General features: G+C 46.7%; 17 protein-coding genes and 1 riboswitch. Of the genes, 6 read left to right on the top strand and 11 right to left on the bottom strand.

What is annotated here, in order from left to right; genetic code table 11:
• Window positions 1-57: 57 nt before the first annotated feature.
• A complete protein-coding gene (locus OOK74_RS14350) occupies window positions 58-729 on the bottom strand; it encodes a MaoC family dehydratase (protein WP_274721730.1) in 672 nt (223 codons plus the stop codon).
• 410 nt (window positions 730-1,139) lie between these two features.
• Window positions 1,140-1,251: riboswitch (cyclic di-GMP riboswitch) on the top strand.
• 102 nt (window positions 1,252-1,353) lie between these two features.
• On the opposite strand from OOK74_RS14350, the gene gbpA reads away from it, so the two are divergent.
• Entirely contained in the window at window positions 1,354-2,811 is a 1,458-nt protein-coding gene (gene gbpA, locus OOK74_RS14345) for an N-acetylglucosamine-binding protein GbpA (RefSeq protein WP_277206459.1), read from the top strand.
• Window positions 2,812-2,925: 114 nt separating this feature from the next.
• Here the strand turns inward: gbpA and OOK74_RS14340 are convergent, their stop codons facing one another.
• The 4 genes from OOK74_RS14340 to OOK74_RS14325 all read right to left on the bottom strand — a co-directional run bounded on the left by OOK74_RS14340 (window position 2,926) and on the right by OOK74_RS14325 (window position 7,058).
• Complete coding sequence (locus tag OOK74_RS14340; protein ID WP_274721728.1) at window positions 2,926-3,306, bottom strand: hypothetical protein; 381 nt, start codon at window positions 3,304-3,306, stop codon at window positions 2,926-2,928.
• Between the two features lie 170 nt (window positions 3,307-3,476).
• Window positions 3,477-4,466, bottom strand: a complete 990-nt coding sequence (gene araH / locus OOK74_RS14335; protein WP_274721727.1) for an L-arabinose ABC transporter permease AraH — start codon at window positions 4,464-4,466, stop codon at window positions 3,477-3,479.
• Window positions 4,467-4,483: 17 nt separating this feature from the next.
• Complete coding sequence (gene araG / locus OOK74_RS14330) at window positions 4,484-6,001, bottom strand: L-arabinose ABC transporter ATP-binding protein AraG (protein WP_274721726.1); 1,518 nt, start codon at window positions 5,999-6,001, stop codon at window positions 4,484-4,486.
• Window positions 6,002-6,059: 58 nt separating this feature from the next.
• A complete protein-coding gene (locus OOK74_RS14325; RefSeq protein ID WP_166015282.1) occupies window positions 6,060-7,058 on the bottom strand; it encodes an arabinose ABC transporter substrate-binding protein in 999 nt (332 codons plus the stop codon).
• Between the two features lie 369 nt (window positions 7,059-7,427).
• On the opposite strand from OOK74_RS14325, the gene OOK74_RS14320 reads away from it, so the two are divergent.
• The 5 genes from OOK74_RS14320 (at window position 7,428) to araC (ending at window position 12,834) form a co-directional block, all read left to right on the top strand.
• On the top strand, window positions 7,428-9,122 hold the full coding sequence (locus tag OOK74_RS14320) for a ribulokinase (RefSeq protein ID WP_278183356.1): 1,695 nt from the start codon (window positions 7,428-7,430) through the stop codon (window positions 9,120-9,122).
• Window position 9,123: 1 nt separating this feature from the next.
• Window positions 9,124-9,864 (top strand): L-ribulose-5-phosphate 4-epimerase, encoded by a 741-nt coding sequence (locus OOK74_RS14315; RefSeq protein ID WP_278183355.1) that lies wholly within the window; start codon window positions 9,124-9,126, stop codon window positions 9,862-9,864.
• 9 nt (window positions 9,865-9,873) lie between these two features.
• Window positions 9,874-11,364: an L-arabinose isomerase gene (araA, locus tag OOK74_RS14310; RefSeq protein ID WP_278183354.1), complete on the top strand. Its 1,491-nt coding sequence runs from the start codon at window positions 9,874-9,876 to the stop codon at window positions 11,362-11,364.
• Window positions 11,365-11,411: 47 nt separating this feature from the next.
• Window positions 11,412-11,930, top strand: a complete 519-nt coding sequence (locus OOK74_RS14305; RefSeq protein WP_274721722.1) for a hypothetical protein — start codon at window positions 11,412-11,414, stop codon at window positions 11,928-11,930.
• Between the two features lie 64 nt (window positions 11,931-11,994).
• A complete protein-coding gene (araC, locus tag OOK74_RS14300) occupies window positions 11,995-12,834 on the top strand; it encodes an arabinose operon transcriptional regulator AraC (RefSeq protein ID WP_277206454.1) in 840 nt (279 codons plus the stop codon).
• 97 nt (window positions 12,835-12,931) lie between these two features.
• Here araC and OOK74_RS14295 read toward each other — a convergent pair whose 3' ends face one another.
• The 6 genes from OOK74_RS14295 to OOK74_RS14270 form a co-directional block, all read right to left on the bottom strand.
• Window positions 12,932-14,014 carry an ABC transporter ATP-binding protein gene (locus OOK74_RS14295; RefSeq protein ID WP_277206453.1) on the bottom strand — a complete coding sequence of 361 codons (1,083 nt, stop codon included), beginning with the start codon at window positions 14,012-14,014 and terminating at the stop codon, window positions 12,932-12,934.
• Between the two features lie 15 nt (window positions 14,015-14,029).
• Window positions 14,030-15,259, bottom strand: coding sequence for an AGE family epimerase/isomerase (locus OOK74_RS14290; RefSeq protein WP_278183353.1), 1,230 nt, complete (start codon window positions 15,257-15,259; stop codon window positions 14,030-14,032).
• 40 nt (window positions 15,260-15,299) lie between these two features.
• Window positions 15,300-15,905 (bottom strand): DUF624 domain-containing protein, encoded by a 606-nt coding sequence (locus OOK74_RS14285; protein WP_278183352.1) that lies wholly within the window; start codon window positions 15,903-15,905, stop codon window positions 15,300-15,302.
• 5 nt (window positions 15,906-15,910) lie between these two features.
• Complete coding sequence (locus tag OOK74_RS14280) at window positions 15,911-16,849, bottom strand: carbohydrate ABC transporter permease (RefSeq protein WP_274721717.1); 939 nt, start codon at window positions 16,847-16,849, stop codon at window positions 15,911-15,913.
• A gap of 1 nt (window position 16,850) precedes the next feature.
• Complete coding sequence (locus OOK74_RS14275) at window positions 16,851-17,723, bottom strand: carbohydrate ABC transporter permease (protein ID WP_166015272.1); 873 nt, start codon at window positions 17,721-17,723, stop codon at window positions 16,851-16,853.
• A gap of 328 nt (window positions 17,724-18,051) precedes the next feature.
• Window positions 18,052-19,383 carry a ferredoxin reductase family protein gene (locus tag OOK74_RS14270; protein ID WP_274721716.1) on the bottom strand — a complete coding sequence of 444 codons (1,332 nt, stop codon included), beginning with the start codon at window positions 19,381-19,383 and terminating at the stop codon, window positions 18,052-18,054.
• Window positions 19,384-19,410: the final 27 nt, after the last annotated feature.

Here is a 19,410-nt window from a genome sequence, read left to right as displayed (position 1 = left end):
AGAGCTTGTGCTCTCCTTAGTTGAATTTGATTTGTTGTCGTTTGTGATCGTTAGCCACTAAAAATGCAGTTGGATCACTGAAACCACCACACAGCCAGGGCGGCGCACACCTTCAATTTCAACCTTAATTTCACGTTCAATCTCAAGACCTTTTTTGATCGGCGTGACTTTTGATAACGTACTCACCGCCCGCACGCGGTTGCCCGCTTTAACTGGGTATGGGAAACGCACGGAATTAAGGCCAATGTTGACCACCATTTTGGCACTCGGGAATAGCGAATTCTCTTCATCAACACTGTCGGTCAATTTCGGCAATAACGCTAGCGTCAAAAAGCCATGCGCGATGGTCGTTTTAAAGGGAGATTCCACTGCAGCACGCTCAGGATTGGTATGGATCCACTGCATATCTTCGGTGACAGCACCAAACTGATTAATGCGCGATTGATCGACCAGCAACCATTCACCCGTGTGGATCACTTCACCCACTTGATGTTGTAGCTGATCATACACTTGTTGTGCTTGAGGATTGAGCACAATCGGCTCTGGGATGGGAGTCTCTTCATTGGCTGGCAAATGCAAATCTTTCACCCAAGCAAATAGCGGGCGACGATGGGTTTTGCTCAAAATATCATCCCAGTATTCACGTACTGAAGGTGACATCCACTGTTTAAACTCAGTGTGCTTAACCAAATGTTCAGCTCGATGCTTTAGCAGATCAGCGACTCTCATCACAACCTCATTCTTAACCAAGAAGAAATATAAACGTCCTAATTTTGAAGTACTTCACAGTAAGCTGCAATGACTTTCGGGCGTACAGGCGTATTCTGTAAGCAACAAGCTAAATAAAAACAACAAGTTAACAATAAAACATTATTTTATTAGTCTTATCTCGATGAAAGTAATTACACCTTTCATTTTAGCTGCCAATCTCAAAATTGTTGGTGATTCGATCACTATGTTTGAGCCTGAAATCATGTAGGCAAAATCTGACCTTACACCAAGCATTCCCATAGAAAACACGATAATCATTTACATTTAATATCAATCAGTTAAATGTAAAATCATCATGATGAGAGTTTGATTCCATAAATTGGGCACTCAGTGGCTTTCTGGGCTTAATTTGGTTAAATTTGCGCTTGATCACATTTCGGCAAACCACTTGAAAAAGTGGGACGCAAAACCACCGGTCTGTGGCGTTCAAGCCGCTCGTTCAAACACAGGCTTGATCGCTATGATAGCGGGGTTGCCAGCACAGTTTCACTGCGTTGTCGGCTTGCGTTGCTGAATGAACAAAAAAATAACGCCTGACTATCGATCAGGCACAATATGTCAGCCAACAAAAAAGAGTTTGTGATGAAAAAGCAACCTATAATGACCGCTATTACTTTAGCATTATCGGCAATCAGTGGTATCGCCTATGGCCATGGTTATGTGTCAGCAGTGGAAAACGGCGTCGCGGAAGGACGTGTCGCATTGTGTAAATATGCCGCCAATGACAGCGGTGAGAAAAACACCAACTGCGGCGCAATTCAATATGAGCCACAAAGTGTTGAAGGACCGGAAGGTTTCCCAATCTCAGGACCGCGTGATGGCAAAATCGCCAGCGCAGAAAGCGCACTGGCCGCTGCACTTGATGAGCAAACTGCGGATCGTTGGGTAAAACGCCCAATTCAAGCCGGTCCACAAAACTTTGAGTGGACGTTTACCGCCAACCACGTCACCAAAGATTGGAAATACTACATCACCAAACCGGATTGGAACGCCAACCAAGCCCTATCACGTGATTCTTTTGATCTAAACCCATTTTGTGTGATTGAAGGCAATATGGTGCAACCGCCGAAATTGGTTAGCCATGAGTGTATTGTGCCTGAGCGCGAAGGCTACCATGTGATCCTTGCGGTGTGGGATGTGGGTGATACGGCGGCGGCGTTTTACAACGTCATCGATGTCAAATTTGCTGGCGATAGCCCAGTGATCCCAGATTGGCAACAAGGTGGGCAGATCATCCCAACCATGGACCTGAGTATTGGTGATACCGTATTTACTCGTGTATTTGATGCTGCCGGTGAAAACCCAGCTTACCGCACTGAGCTTAAAATCGATTCGCAAACGCTGACCCAAGCCAACCAGTGGTCTTATGCTTTAGCCAGTAAAATCAACCAAACCCAAACTCAGCTACGAGCTGGCCAGCTCAATGGTGATCAGTTTGTGCCAGTATACGGCACTAACCCAATCTATCTAAAAGATTCGAGTGGCTTACAACGGGTTGAAATCGGTTATCACATCGAAGCACCACAGCCAGAATATTCGCTCACCGTATCCGGTTTAGCTGCCAACTACCAGATTGGTGAACAACCGGTGCAACTGGATCTGACGCTTGAAGCGCAAGGTGACATGACCGCAGAACTGACGGTGTATAATCATCATCAGACACCATTAGCAAGCTGGAGCCAAGCCATTAACGATGGTGAAGTAAAATCAGTGCAATTGACACTCAGCGAAGCCAAAGCTGGCCACCATATGCTGGTGTCTCGCAGCAAAGATCGCGATGGCAACTTGCAATATCAACAAACCCTAGATTTCATGCTGGTCGAGCCACAAACGCCACCTAGCGAAGGGGATTATGACTTTGTCTTCCCTCACGGTTTAGATCAATACGTTGATGGCAGCAAAGTGCTGGCTGAAGATGGCGCCATTTACCAATGTAAGCCATGGCCATACTCAGGTTACTGCCAACAGTGGACTACCAATGCGACTCAGTACCAACCAGGTACGGGTAGTCATTGGGAAATGGCGTGGGACAAACTGTAATCCCGCTCTAAAACACAAAATCCCCCAGCCAAGGCCGGGGGATTTTTTATGCCAAGCGGCAAGTGCCACAATTGGCGTTCAGCCAACAGTTAGCCACTCAATCCTGACGGAGTGTTACTCTTCTTCTATCTCACACTCAGTACAACTTTGCAGGGCAATGTCGTGCTCAAACACAATACTCTCGTCACCATCTGCCAGTAGTTCAGCAATTTCATCGGCAACTTCTTGCTCATCTTCCGCATCCACCTGATCCACCAGCTCTTGTTCTGAATAACCAAAGAAATTCAGTAACAAGTAATCCCGCGCTTGCGATTCACTGCAAGTCACGTTTACGGCTAAATCCGGCTCAAGGTTGTCTTGGGCAATCAACTCTGCAACCTGAGCTAAGACTTCCTCTTTCATCGCGGCAGTTAACCAACCAAGATCGGTACTGACTTTGGTGTTTTTACAGTTAAAACAAGGCAGCTGTTCAAAGTAATAGTGAAAATCAGTCATAGATCATTTCTTCTTTAACGTGTTGAGTGATCCGATTATGCGCGATTTTTGGCAAAATACTATCTCAATCCGCCTTAAGTGTCGCAGCCAGCAGTGCTGTAACGCAAAATCCCTCAGCCAAGGCTGAGGGATTTGTTCTGCTTTACCATACGAAATGGCACGAGCCCAACTTAGCCATGTTGATTTTGTTTATAACGATCGAAGATCACCGCCGCGAGTAAGATGATGCCGCGTACCACATATTGTGAGAAAGGTGACATATTCAGCAGGTTCATCGCATTTTCGACCGTGCCCAAAATCAGCACCCCAGCAATCACATAGGAGACTTTACCAATCCCACCTTTCAGTGAAACGCCACCCAAGACACAAGCCGAAATCACCACCAGTTCAAGACCAACCGAAGTCATTGGCTGACCACTGGTCATGCGTGCTGCCAAAATGACTCCAGCCAATGCCGAGATAAATCCCGACACCGTAAAGATGATCATCTTGGTTTTCACCACATTAACTCCAGCCAACCGTGCCGCCTCCTCGTTGCCACCAATTGCTAACGTATTGCGCCCATAGACGGTGCGATTGAGCAAAAAAGCGAACACAGCAAAAGTGATCATGGTTAACCAAATCGGGGTCGGAATACCGAAAATTGATGAATTACCTAAGGCAAAAAAGTTCTCTTCGGTGATCCCGACCGCTTTACCATCAGAGATGATATAGCCCAAACCACGCGCAATTTGCATCGTGGCTAGCGTCGTGATCAAAGCGTTGATTTGTAGTTTGGCAATCACAAAACCGTTGAGTAGCCCAAATGCCACTCCAGACAGTAGACCAGCACCAATCCCAAGCACCACACTACTGGTGGCGTTGATCGCCACCGCAGTCACCACGCCAGAGCAAGCAACAATTGACGCAACCGATAAATCCAAATCACCACACGCAAGGCAAAACAACATCGCACATGCCACCATGCCACTCATCGAAATGGCGAGCCCTAACCCTTTCATGTTGATAAAGGTCGCAAAGTAAGGCACGAAAAATGCGCACAACAAAAACAGGCCGGCAAACACCATCAGCATTCCGAAGCGATCCCAAATACCGGCAAAACTCAAGGTACGTTTCTCATCTTGCGGTGTGAGTATTTTTGTAGAACTCGTTATAGACATAATGATACTCCTTAATGTTAAGCGGCTGCCGCATCGTCCTGATCAAGCATGGCCAGACGAAGTGCGGTTTGTTCGTTAAACTGCTGACGAGTTAATTCGCCAGCCACTGCACCTTCTTTCATCACCAAGATCCGATCAGAAATACCCAACACTTCTGGTAAATCACTGGAAACAACCAGCACCGTTACCCCATTTTCTGCCAGCTTAAAAATCAGTTCATAAATTTCGGATTTCGCTCCGACATCGATCCCGCGCGTCGGCTCATCGAGTAAAATCACACTCATCGCGGTTGATAACCAGCGTCCCAGAATCACTTTTTGCTGATTACCACCAGACAACTTGCCTACCGGTTGATCTAAAGATGCCGCTTTAATATTTAACGCCTCTTTTTGCTTAGTCGCGTTAGAGGTTTCCCAAGCAAAATCGATCAAACTACTCAGTTTTAAGTGCCATGGTCGAGCACTGATATTGGTGTTTTCTTGCAGCGACATAATCGGCACGATGCCATCAGCTTTGCGGTCTTCGGAACACAGCGTGATCCCTAGACGAATCGCATCGCGCGGACTTTTCACGCTGACTTTGACATCGTGTAGATAAAGATCGCCAGCGGTTTTTCTATCCGCACCAAAGATCAGGCGGGTCAACTCGGTACGACCCGCACCGACTAGGCCAAATAGTCCAAGAATTTCCCCTTGCTGAATATCTAAAGATACTGGGGCACTTAAGCCTGGGCCTTCAACGTTGGCTAAACGCAAACCACTTTCGCCTAACTTACGTGGTCGGTAGTTGTAAATATCATTAATTTCACGCCCAACCATTAAAGCCACTAAACGATCATGGGTCAGCTCTGACATCGCATAGAATGACTGCACATGTTGGCCATCTTTGAAAATAGTGATCGCATCGCACAGCTCGAAAATTTCTTCCATACGGTGTGAAACATATAAAATGATTTTGCCGTCATCACGCAGTTCACGGATCACTTTGAACAGGTTTTGGATTTCACGTTGTGACAAGCTACTGGTCGGCTCATCAAAGGCAATAATTTGTGCATTGCGGCTGAGTGCTTTGGCAATTTCCACCATTTGCCATTGACCGATCGACAACGCTTTCAATGGACAAGCAGGATCGAAAGTTTCACCTAAACGCTGCAGTTGAACTCGTGCATTGCGGTTAAGGGTTTCGGTATCGACTCGGCCACCTTTGGTCGGCAATTGCCCAAGGTAAATGTTCTCCGCCACGGTCAGTTCAGGAACTAAGTTGAGCTCTTGATAAATAATCGCGATGCCGTGCTCAAGCGCATCATTGGTTGAATTGAGCACAACGGGTTGCCCATCAATCGCGATTTGACCTTCGGTCGGCTGATGCAAACCGCTTAACGTTTTCAGTAAGGTTGATTTGCCAGCCCCATTTTCCCCCATTAAAGCGTGAATACTGCCGGCATCCGCGCGAAAACTGACATTGTGCAGAGCCTTCACACCCGGAAAATGTTTAGAGATATTTCGAAATTCAAGATAAGACGGGGACGTTGCCATAACATACTCTCCGTAAATGAGTGGATGACGGCCAGTGTGACCGTCATCGCCAATCGGCTTATAGCCCTTTTTTCGCTAGTTCAGCTTTGAAGTTGTCACGGGTGATCAGTACCACATCGGTCACTTCCACAAACTTCTCGGGTTCAAGATCCTCTTTCACCCATTTGTAGAGCGATTCAATACTTTTATAGCCATGCACATCTGGGCTAGGCAGTAATGAGCCATAGAAACCGGTCGGTTGCGACTTGGCCAGTTCATTCACCGCATCGACTCCATTGATGCCAACACCAATCACGTTATTGGCATTAAAGCCTTGGCCTTCAGTGGCACGCACTCCGCCGAGAACGGTGTTATCGTTCATGCCCACAATCAACCATTGCTTCACATTCGGGTATTGCACTAGCAGAGAGTTGGCCGCATCCAGTGCTCCTGGAATATCATTGGTTTTGGTCGGTACGCGGTAGATTTGGCTTTCAGGGAAACCTGCTTGTTTCAACGCCGCGATAGAGCCGCTGACTCGGCGACGTGCGGTATCCAACTCATCGGCGGTGATCGCCATCACAGCCGTGGTTGAGACATCCCAATTACGCTTTTGCATTTCCTGGTACAGCTCAAGCCCTTGGCGCTCACCAATCGCGGTAGCGGCCATCATAACCAATGGCACCTCGGTCATCGGCTCGCCTTGTGCGTTGAGGAACTGATCATCCACTGTGACCACTTTGAGATCATAACTTTTGGCTTTAGCCATGATCGCAGGACCTAACTTAGGATCTGGCGTACAAATGACAAATCCTTTCGCCCCTTGCGCGGCTAATGTATCAATCGCATTGAGGGTTTTCTCGCCATCCGGTACCGCCATTTTTATCACTTGAAAGCCCAAATCCTTACCGGCTTTTTCCGCAAATGACCATTCAGTTTGAAACCACGGCTCTTCAGGTTGCTTAACGAGGTAACCTAGTCTCGTATCATCATTGGAACCAAAAAATGCATTGGCTGAGGCACTGAGTACGGTAACGCCAGATAGAGCAGCGATTGTGAGTAGTTTTTTTAGTTTCATTGTTATCCATCCACTGGTAGAGGTGAGTGTTCGCTATTCATAGTTGTAGATTTAACAAGATTTATTAGTGACCCTAATCACAGTCAAAAAATGTAGCGTTTTTATCCATTAATTTAGCCATAGAGGATATGACTCAGCTCGCATTCATATCGAGCGCAACTTATTAATGCCAATAAAATAAGCAAATTTAGCCACAAAATCGTAAACTTGGCTAATTTATCCCCACAATTACAAACTATCAGTCACAACACAAAAAACTCTTCATGACGTTTTTATCCATAAATTTAGCAAGCTGATTTATGGGATAAGCGCCATGCTACCGCTATAACTTGGACAAAATTTGGTTTGCTGAGCAAAAGTGGAGCAGTTATGGATACAAACAAAACCCCTCAGCCGCATGTGATTGGCTTGGATTTCGGATCCGATTCGGTACGGGCACTGATTGTTAATGCACAGACCGGTGGCGAAGTCTCTGCCGCTGTGGTCTATTATCCGCGCTGGATGCAAGGGCTATATTGCCAGCCAGCACAATCACAATTTAGGCACCATCCGCTCGATTATTTGGAAGCGATGACCAGCGCGATGCAACAAGTGCTGGCGACGGTACCGGCCACCATCCGCGCGGCTATCGTCGGCATTGGCGTGGATACGACCGGTTCAACCCCAGCGCCGATCGATGAAAACGGTACGATTTTGGCGTTACGGCCCGAGTTTGCCGACAACCCAAATGCGATGTTCGTGCTGTGGAAAGATCACACCTCGGTAGCGAAAGCCGAACGGATCAATCAACTCGCCCACTCTGGCCAATTTACCGATTACACCCGCTACATCGGCGGGGTTTACTCTTCGGAATGGCTATGGGCCAAAGCCGCTTGGGTGAGCGAACAAGATCCACTCGTGGCCCAACACGCCTACAGTTGGGTGGAGCTGTGTGACTGGATCCCAGCGATTTTGTCGGCAACCGAGCATCCGCACACTTTGCGCCGTGGTATTTGTGCCGCCGGACATAAAGCCATGTGGCATCAAAGTTGGGGAGGCCTACCCGACCAAGCGTTTCTCAGTGCCATTTCGCCAACTCTTGATGGCATACGCGAGCGTATGTTCAGCGAAGTGTTCACCGCTGACCAAGCCGCGGGCTACCTGTCTCAGTCATGGGCTGAACAACTCGGCTTAACCGTTGGCATTACCATTGCGATTGGTGAGTTTGACTGCCATATGGGTGCGGTGGGAGCTGGCGCTGGCGCGCATGATTTGGTCAAAGTTATCGGCACATCGACCTGTGATATTTTGATGGTTGAGGCAGAGCAAGTCGGTGATCGCACCATTCATGGTATTTGTGGCCAAGTGCAAGGCAGTGCAATGCCAGAGCTGCTGGCACTCGAAGCGGGCCAATCGGCATTTGGCGATCTGTACGCTTGGTTCAAAAATCTGCTGATGTGGCCACTACACGCTTACGCCGAACAGCACCCCGATTTTGCCCCGACGGCCAAACAAATTAGCGCGCAATTAATTCCACTGCTAACCGAGGCAGCCCAGCAGCAAGCTATCGACCACAACACTCCAGCGGCCATCGACTGGCTCAATGGCCGCCGCACCCCTCACGCCAATCAACGTTTAAAGGGCGCGCTGTGTGATTTAAATCTAGGCAGCACTGCGCCCGCTCTTTTTGCAGCCTTAGTTGAAGCGACGGCCCACGGCGCTAAAGCGATTGTCGATGGTTTTATTGAGCAAGAGGTCAATGTTGAGCGGGTGATTGCGATTGGAGGCATTGCCCAAAAATCACCGTATGTCATGCAAATGTGTGCTGATGTGATTGGCCGCGAAATCATTGTGGTGGAATCGGATCAGTGCTGTGCTCTCGGCGCAGCGATTTTTGCCGCGGTTGCCGCTGGCGTATACCCGACCACCACAGCGGCACAACAAGTGATGGCCAGTCCGATACGTCACAGCTACTTACCTCAGCCCGGGCAACAAACCCTGCGCGCCGACCGTTACGCTACTTATCGTCAGTTCGGTCAGCATATTGAGCAGATGGCAAACTTTCACCAAGCACAGGAGCGTTAAGATGTCTGACTCCATCGCACGTCAACTCAGCACGCCACTTGCGCAACGACTCGATCATCTGCGCCATCAGGTGTGGCAAGCCAATCTGGATCTGCAGCGCCACAACTTAGTCACCTTTACTTGGGGCAATGCCTCCGGCATCGATCGTGAATCCGGTTTAGTAGTGATCAAACCGAGCGGAGTCGAATACGGCGCTCTCAGTGCACAAAACATGGTGGTGGTGGATCTGCAAGGAAAAATCATCGGCGGCGATCTGCAGCCCTCCTCGGATACCGCGACCCACTTAGCACTCTACCGCCAATTCCCAGCGATTGGTGGCATTGTACACACCCATTCACCACAAGCGACGGCTTGGGCACAAGCGGGGCGAGCAATTCCAGCCCTCGGCACCACTCACGCGGATTATTTCTACGGTCAAATTGCGTGTACACGGGCATTGAGCGATGCCGAAATCGCTCATGATTACGAGCTCAATACTGGCAAAGTGATCATTGAAACTATCGCTGAGCGCGATGTGATGGCCTGCCCTGGTATTTTAGTCAAAGAGCACGCGCCCTTCACTTGGGGCCAAGATCCCCACCAAGCGGTACACAACGCGGTGGTGGTGGAAGTGGTCGCGGCAATGGCTCTGCACACTCTACAAATCAACCCACAAGTCAGCGCAATTAACCCAGCGCTACTCGACAAACATTACTTACGTAAACACGGCGCTAACGCCTACTACGGTCAAACCAAGCAATAAGGAAAGATGATGAAGATTTTTAATCAAAAACAAGTCTGGTTTGTAACAGGCTCACAACACCTGTACGGACCGAAAGTATTAGACAGTGTCGCGCATAACAGTGCCGCGATTATTGCAGGATTAAATGCCGCGCCCGGTATCTCAGTTGCCATCACCAACCAAGGTACGGTTAAAACGCCGGACGAAATTCTCGCGGTTTGCCGCGCGGCCAACAATGATCCGGACTGTATTGGCTTAATGCTGTGGATGCACACCTTCTCGCCCGCCAAAATGTGGATTGCCGGACTCTCTCAACTGAATAAGCCGTTCTTACATCTGCACACCCAATTCAATGCCGCACTGCCGTGGGATGAAATCGACATGGATTTCATGAATTTGAACCAAAGCGCCCATGGTTGTCGCGAGTTTGGTTTCATCGGCACTCGCTTAAACATTGAACGCAAAGTGGTGGTCGGACATTGGCAAGATCAACACGTGCATAGCGAAATTGATGATTGGTGCCGTGCAGCCATCGGGGTCAATGCGGGTCAGCAACTGAAAGTGGCCCGTTTTGGTGACAACATGCGCCAAGTGGCGGTCACCGAAGGCAATAAAGTGTCGGCGCAAATCCAGTTTGGCTATGAAGTCAATGCGTACGGGCTCGGTGAATTAAGTGAAGTGGTAAACGCTGTGACCGATTCAGAGGTGAATCATCTGCTCGATGAATACGCCTCAAGCTACCAAATGGCCGACTCACTGCTCAGTGACGCGAGCTTAAAACGCTTGATAGTCCAAGAAGCGCGTTTAGAGCTGGGGATGGAGGCATTCTTAAACTCGGTTGGCGCCAATGCATTCACCAACACCTTTGAAAACCTAACTGGGCTGACCAATTTACCCGGGCTCGCGACCCAACGTTTGATGAGCAAAGGCTTTGGTTACGGTGGCGAAGGTGACTGGAAAACGGCCGCCTTGACTCACATTATGAAGGTTATGGGGCACGGCAAAGCGGGTGGCACTTCGTTTATGGAAGATTACACCTACAATTTCGGTGATAAAGGGCAGGTTTTAGGGGCGCATATGTTAGAAGTTTGCCCGTCTATCGCCGCAGCACAACCGAAGTTAGAAATTCACCGCCACACGATCGGCTGCCGCTGTGATATTCCGCGTTTGATTTTTAGTGGTCAGGCGGGCGCGGCCCTCAATGTATCAATCATTGATTTGGGTGAGCGATTTAGAATGGTGGTCAACTTAGTAGACACCGTAACGCCACCGCAGTCACTGCCCCATTTGCCAGTTGCACATGCCTTGTGGGAGCCACAGCCCAATCTTAACCTCGCCGCGGCCGCGTGGATCCACGCAGGAGGCGCGCATCATGCGGTATACAGCCAAGCGGTCAGCCTCGCAACCCTAACCGACTACGCGGAAATCCTTGGCCTAGAAATGGTGGTGATTGATAATCACACCAATCTGCGTCAATTCAAGCAAGAATTACGCAATAACGGCGTATACTACCGGCGTTAATCCACCCGAACAGGTGCTCCCGTAGGGGAGCACTCTGGAGTTAATTTGTGAATGATACCGATCTCGCTGCCGCGCCTTGGTTACGGTTAAATAAGGCCGAGTGGACCCTCAAACTCTCGACCTCCCATTCGGCTAATTTTGAGCTGCAATGGAATGGTGAAACTCGCTATGTCGGCGAGATGGCCGTGATGAATAACGGACAGCCAATTGCCATGCACTGCGCCAACTGGCGCTTTCGCCACAAGTTGGATCGATTAGAGCAATGGTGTCAGATTGATCATGCAGAAACCTTGTCGATTAACATCAACTACCACTTTGTCAATGATGCGCTGGTGATTGAATATTTGGCTCGTAATGCGGTACCGACTCGTTTAGATATCCGCCACACCATTCAACCTCTACCACAATCCAGCGATGCAGCGCCCGCCGCTTGCTCCCTCTCAGCGTCAGCATGGCAGCACCACAGAAATGGGCTACCCAGTGAATTTCTCGCCAAAACTCAAAAAACTGATTTGTTCAGAGAAGCATTTTCAGCTAAACAGTGGATTATTCTGGATAAACTGTGAGCAATCACGGTGACAGTGAATCCGCAGCAGAATACACTGCGCTAAAAATCGATAAAGATGATGCATGCAAAACAGCGACCCATTAAAGCCCGGATATAATTTCGATGCTCACCTTGTGGCAGGATTAACGCCGATTATTGAAGGGGATGAGCTGGATTTTGCCATCGACCGTCCTAATGGTATGAAAGGTTTCATCATTAATTTCACCAGCCAAGGTGAGGGGACTATTTTCCAAGGCGAACACGCTTTTGATGTCAAAACCGGCGATTTATTGCTATTTCCCCCCAGTGCGACCCACTTTTATCAGCGTAAAGCAGACAGTGCCTCTTGGTTTCATCGTTGGGTCTATTTTCGACCACGGGCTTTTTGGCATGATTGGCTACACTGGCATGATCAGGCCAACGGGGTCTATTTAACCCAAGGCTTAGACAGCAGCACCATTGCACAAATCGAACATCTGTTTATTGATATTGAATATGTGACTAAATCCGATCTGCCTTACCGCAATGATTTGGCGATTAATCTGCTCGAACAACTGCTGATCCGCTGTAAAAGCATTCAACCGGATGTGGTCAGTAAAGCGCTTGATCCGCGGGTGATTGAAGCGATGAATTACATGACCCAAAATTTGAAACTCAACTTTAGCCTCGAAGATATTGCCGCAGCCACTTGCTTATCCGCTTCGCGCTTAGGCCATTTATTTCGTGCCGAAGTCGGCATGACCATCACCGAATGGCGCGATGATCAACGCATCAGTCGCGCCAAACAGTTGCTCGTCACTTCCAACTATTCGGTTAACCATATCGGTCGAATTGTCGGTTATAGCGATCCACTCTATTTTTCGCGGGTGTTTAAACGTAAATCGGGCGTGAGCCCTAAGCGCTATCGCACGCAGATCAGCTAAGTATGCGAGATGCACATAAGATCAAGCCATCCCGCGCCAAATAGCTTGGGATGGCTTGTCACTTTAGCGATACGCTCACCGATACACCGGCAATCGATTACAGTCGCTCTTCGGTAGCGGCACAGAAAATCGAAACATTGTTCAGATTCATATGCAGTTGCAATGCATCGCCATTATTCAGTTTTAAATTAGCATCTAATTTTGCTCTTAACGCCTGACCATGCATATCAAACTCAGCCAAAGTTTCAGAACCGGTCATTTCAAAAGCACTGACTGGCAGTGTCAATTCAAAATGGCTGTTGAGCGGGGATTGAGTCACATGCTCAGGACGGATACCAAATAACACTTTGCGGTCGTTTACTGGCTTAGTGGTAAATTGATAATCCTTCACTGGGATCCAAACATTATCCACTAGCACTCCCCACTGATTGCCTTCTTGATATAAAAAACCTTTCAGTAAGTTAATTTGTGGTGAGCCGACAAATTTAGCCACAAACACATTGGCAGGCTGATTATAGATTTCATAAGGGGTGCCAATTTGCTGAGGAATGCCTTTGTTCAGCAACACAATTTTAGTCGCTAAAGTCATCGCCTCAATCTGATCGTGAGTCACATAAATAATTGTCGAATCGAGCGATGTATGCAGTTTTTTCAACTCTAAGCGCATCTCGCCGCGCAGCTTAGCATCCAAGTTAGAGAGCGGCTCATCAAACAAAAAGACTTTCGGCTGTCTCATCAAAGCGCGGCCAATCGCCACCCGTTGACGCTGGCCACCAGACAATTGAGCAGGAGTGCGATCCAATAAGTGACCAATTTGCAGCATATCCGCCACTTCTTGCACTCGCTTGGCAATCTGATCTGCTGGTTTCTTATTGATTTTCATACCAAAACCAATATTTTCACCCACCGTCATGTGCGGAAATAATGCATAAGATTGGAACACCATTGCGATATCGCGATCTTTCGGATCCGCGAGAGTGACATCCTTACCACCAATCACCACTTGACCCGAGGTGACATCTTCTAGACCGGCAATTAAACGCAGCAATGTCGATTTACCACATCCCGATGGGCCGAGTAACACGGTAAAGCCACCCGCTTCCATTTCCAAATCGATGTCATTTAGGATGACGGTTTTTCCAAAAGTTTTGTTGAGTTGTTTTACTTCTACAGCGTGCATAATGTCATCCTCGTGTTATCGTGCCGTTGCTTGAACGACTTGACCAGTCTGCTCTACATCGGTAATTCGTTTAATCATTTCTAGGCAAGCGCGTCCATTATGGTATGGGCATTTCCAAGGCTCGACTTTGGCCGTGTTGCGATAAGGCTGCCCGCAGCGATTCACTTTCCAATACCATTCACCATTGAGATGATCTTTTAACTGGTGTTGAATAATCGTCCAGCAGCCAAGGGCATTGGCTAACTGCTGTGGGCGGCGATCTTTTTGATAAGCGTTAAAAAAACCGACCATAGCTTCGGCCTGAACCCACCAAATTCGATCGCAATCAAGCAGATGCCCTTCACGTAATTCGTTGAATACCGCGCCATCGCGATCTATCCCTTGCTGAGCGGTGATTTGCGCCATTGCACTACTTTGCGCGACAATTTTGGCCGCCAATTGTGCATCCGAAAGCTGTTGCGCCGCGGCATCCATCAACCATGTGCCCTCAATATCATGCCCATAGGAGATATCCTGTGACACACAGCGCCAGTCACGAGTAAAAAATAGCCCGTAATGCAACGTATCATTGACCACTTTCTCGGCCATAATTTGACTCAGCGCAGCCAGTTGTGACGCGACCCGAGGATCTTGGCTGGCTTGATGCAATAGTGTGTAAGCTTCTAAGACATGTAGATGAGTATTCATTGATTTTTCAGCCAATACCCCTTCTGCGGTATCACACACCAATTGATTTTCAATCGGATCCCATGTGCGATCAAACGCTTCTCGATAGCCGCTAAAGGTCGCATCAAACGCATGCGACTCAATCAATTCAAATAACGACATCGCCACCGCCAGCGCCTGTGGATCGCCACTCGCCAAATAAAATTCACTCAGTGCATAAATCGCAAAGCCTTGGTTGTAGATATGCTTTTGCGAATCCACAACGTTACCATTTTTGTCTAACAACCAGAAAACACCGCCATGCTGCTGATCGAGCGCTTTCTCAATAATAAATTGATAGCAATGCTGAGCGGCTTGCAAATAGCGATCATCACCCAAAATTCGGTAGGCGGCAGAAAAAGTCCACAAAATTCTCGAATGCAATAACACCGCTTTATTATGTTGTGGGTCAATCTTACCGACAAAATCTGCATAGCAATAAAAACCACCCTGTTGGTTATCTTGTAAGCCTAACCAAAACTCCAAAATATTTTTTGCTTCATCATTTAGTTGTTGTTTAAATTGGGTTAACTCTAACATAATTTTTTCTCTTAAAATTTTAGGCGTTGAATTCAAACGCTCAATAGCGCTTTAATTCATCACGCTTAAGCCATAATAAACCAACCGCTGTCAATAACGATGGTGATAAGCCATAAAATAATCCAAAAATTGGCATAAACATCGTTAGTAATAAACAAACCACCAGCACACCCAATGAAGAAAATAACGCCATTTTGTCTTGCTTTAGCAATGATAATGCTTGCCATATACGCTGAGAGATATTATTGGCATGATAACAACCTTGCATAATTAAAACACAATAGCTCACCAGCAATACCAAACACGCCACGGGTAAAAAACTCAACGCCAATATTACCCAAGTATGTTCAGCATGAATAACCACCCACTGCACATACCACAGTCCACAGCCAGTCGGTAACAGTAACAGCCACCCAAGTTGATTACTGGGCATGAACTCTTGTCTACATTGCTGCCACATTTGTTTGATCGTCACCTTGACGGCACCATTGAGATAACGACGCAGCATGACGCAGACCATCACCGTCGCAGGAAAAACACCGAATAACACGCCCCCCAGCAGACTAAAGCCAATCCAAGCCAGATTTAGCCACGCTAAACGAGTAAGCCAATGACACAGAATAATTAATGGGGAGCAAGAGTTCATTGTGCTTAGCCTTTTACTGCACCATTAGTGACACCAGCATAAATCTGTTTTTGCAAGGTGAGGAAAATCACAATCGATGGTACTAAAATAATCACAATCCCAGCAGAAATGGTGGTCCATTCCGTACCAAATACGGAAGTGAATTTATACAAAGCTGTCGAGACCGTCACCTGAGAAGCTTCCGGTAAATACAGCAATGGGAAATAGAAGTCATTATAAATAAAGATGGTGCGTAAAATAATGATCGTGGCTATCGCTGGTTTTAACAATGGCAAAATGATTTTACGGTAGATAAGGAAATACGAAGCCCCTTCCATTTTAGCCGCTTCATCAAGCTCAACCGGAATGCCTTTCATAAATTGTAAAAAGACATAAATCATCACCACATCTGCGCCAATATACAATAATACCACTGCCGCTTTATGGTTAATCAACCCTAAGCTTTTAATCACTTCAAAGGTAGCCACTTGCGTGGTCACCGCAGGGATGACCATTGCAACCACATAGGCTAATAAAACCAGTTTTTTACCTCGAAAATCAAAACGCGATAATACATAGGCAACCTGAGTACCAAATACGATAGTAAAAAATAATGAAATCATCAAAATAGTGCCGGTGTTAAAAAACGCCAAGCCTAAATTGCCATCGGTAAAAACTTTGACATAGTTACTAAAATTAGCAAATGTCTCAGGGAAACCTACTTTGCTGGTATTGTAATATTCATCTAAAGTTTTAAATGAAGCCATCAGTACCGAATACGGTGGAACTAATACCGCGAGTGAAGCTAAAGCTAAGGTTAAATATTTAAATGTTAGCCAAAACACCTGGCTTGGATTGGATAACGTCTTCTTCAAACGCGCTTTTCTCATCGCCCGTTCCGAACGCTCTACCTTGGCGATAAGTCGCTGCTCTTCATAGCTGATGGCGGTTGATGGTTGCGACATATTATTTTCCTTCCTTAAACAGCACTTTTTGTAGAATCATAAATAGGACAACAATCATCAGCAGCAATACAGCCATCGCCGATGCGAGACCAAAATCATTAAAGTTAAAGGCGGTTTCCAATGTTGCCATCACGAACGTTTTGGTGCCATTGGCGCCTTTAGTGATGATCATTGGGATTTCAAATACCGACAGTGAGCCAACAAAAGCCAGTAGCACCTGCAAACCAATCACTAATTTAATCGAAGGTAAGGTGATAAAACGAAACTGTTGTAATTCACTCGCCCCTTCAATGCGGGCGGCTTCATATTGATCTTGCGGAATGGATTGCAGTACACCAAAAAATAAAATCAGGTTGAAGCCTAAATAACGCCATATGGATGCCGCAACCAATGCCCAGTTGACAACATTGCGATCCATCAACCACGGTTTGATCCACTCCTCTAATCCTATCAAGATCAAAAAGCTATCTAGCGCGCCATCCACTTGGTAAAAAATTTGAAACACCATAGAGGCGGCAACAGCATTTAATACAAATGGAATAAATAACAACGTCTTAAAGAGATTTCGCCCCGCCAATTTCGAGTTGACTAACACCGCAAACCACAGCGAGAGGGTTAGCTGAATCACTGCACCAGCAAAGTAATACAAGGTAACCAACAGCGGTTGTAGCTGATCTGGCTCGTGCCAAAGGTAAGTGTAATTTTCTAAGCCAATAAAGTTTTTTACCGGTGCATAACCATCCCAGTCGGTCACACTCATATAAAACAGCTGACTGGCCGGGTAGTAAGAAAAAGTAAACAGTAAGGTCAACGGTATCGCTAAAAATGCCACGATAATTAACCTTTGCTGCTGTTTTAGCGTCAAGTCAAACATGTAAGCTCCCCAAAAATATCCTGCATGCAATCGCTAAAAACTCGATAGTGGCAGGATCAAATCATCTCATTTCGCACAAATCTTAACGTTACGATTATGGTGTGACAATGGCTCGCTTTGGTCATATAAATTTAATGTGAAATCGATCAACAAAGATAAGGTCTAGTCGCAAACCTTTGTGATCTAGATAGAGATATGTCCTAGATGTTAAATGTGATCTATCTCTTGTTTTTACCGAACAAGCAAAAATCGAAACGTTACGAATGAACAGGCTGACAATACTAGATGCATATTTAAATAGAGAAGATCACAACCATCAGTGACAAGATTAGCGCATCATAAACAGCTCTTCGTGAAATTGGTGCACCAGATCAACACGGTAGTCTTTTAGCGCTTTTTTCAAATAACGTGAAAATAGGACCGGTCCACAGAAATAAAATTGATAGTCACTTAAATCTCCACAACAGCGCGCAATATCAGCCACCGACAAATGGGGTGTAACACTTGAATCAATAATGGTTAAGCAAACACCGGCAAGCTCGGCTTGCTCACTCAGTTGGGCGCACAACTCTGGCGTTACCTGATTGCAACAGAAAAATAGATAGATGGGATATTGGCTTTTTTCAATCCGTAAACCATCCAGAACAGCCATAAATGGAGTAATCCCAATCCCGGCTCCAATCCAAATTTGCGCTTGATCAACCGAAAAGTCGAACTTGCCATAGGGCCCTTCTACTTCTACAACTTCACTAGGTTGCAACCGTTGATGTAGGCCCGTGGTAAAATCTCCCAACTCTTTGATCAGAAAACGCAATTGTGAACCGTGATTGGCGCAAGCGATCGTAAATGGATGAGGCTCTTCTCCAGTAAATTTCAAGTAAACAAATTGCCCCACCTTATGCCCTTGCCAAGGTTTATCTAAGCCAATAGTTAAATCCAACGTTTTACTTTTCGAACTGTAATCAAAAGTTTGAATATGGGCTAGATAACGAGACTGCCGCCCAACGAAACCAAACAAACTATATAATGCAGCCCATATCCCGACCAAAATAACCAGCAGTGTTAACCAATAAATCGGCGTACCCCAATAGGCTTTTTTCAGCAGTATTAAACTATGGAAAGCAATCAATAAGTAGATCGCCGCCATCATCCGGTGAGTAATACGAAACCATTTGTATTTAATGGCCGACCAAAGAGAAATAACCATAAGCCCAAGTAAGGCATACAATCCCCATTCACCGCTTTCCATCGCCCAGGGTCTAGCCTGATTAAGCCATAAAGAAAAACCCTCCAAGCTCGCTTGAGAGCCCATACTATTTCTGCGTTCTGGTTGGCTTATCCATTCAAGTGCGACAAGCCATTTGGGGAGTTGGTAGGCCATCCAATGGAAAATGCCAAGCAATAGTGAGGTGATCCCTAACCATTTATGCATTCGATAACCTTTATCGATACCTTGTGTCCATTGCTCTATCAGTGGCAAACGCAAGGCTAGCAGCATGGCCAATGACATCAGCATGATTGCTAAGATGCCGGATAATTGAACAAAACCCGAGCGCCATTGAAATAGATTGGTTGACTGTAACCAATGAGGGTCAGCTTGCAGCCATAGTAAGATAACGATACCGATGCTTGCCCAAAGTACGACTTTCATCCGTCTCATAACCAAATTCCATTCTATTAGTAAGGT

It is taken from the genome of Vibrio misgurnus (genome assembly GCF_029635775.1).
Lineage (GTDB): Bacteria > Pseudomonadota > Gammaproteobacteria > Enterobacterales > Vibrionaceae > Vibrio > Vibrio chanodichtyis.
This window is presented reverse-complemented; position numbering and strand designations above follow the sequence as displayed.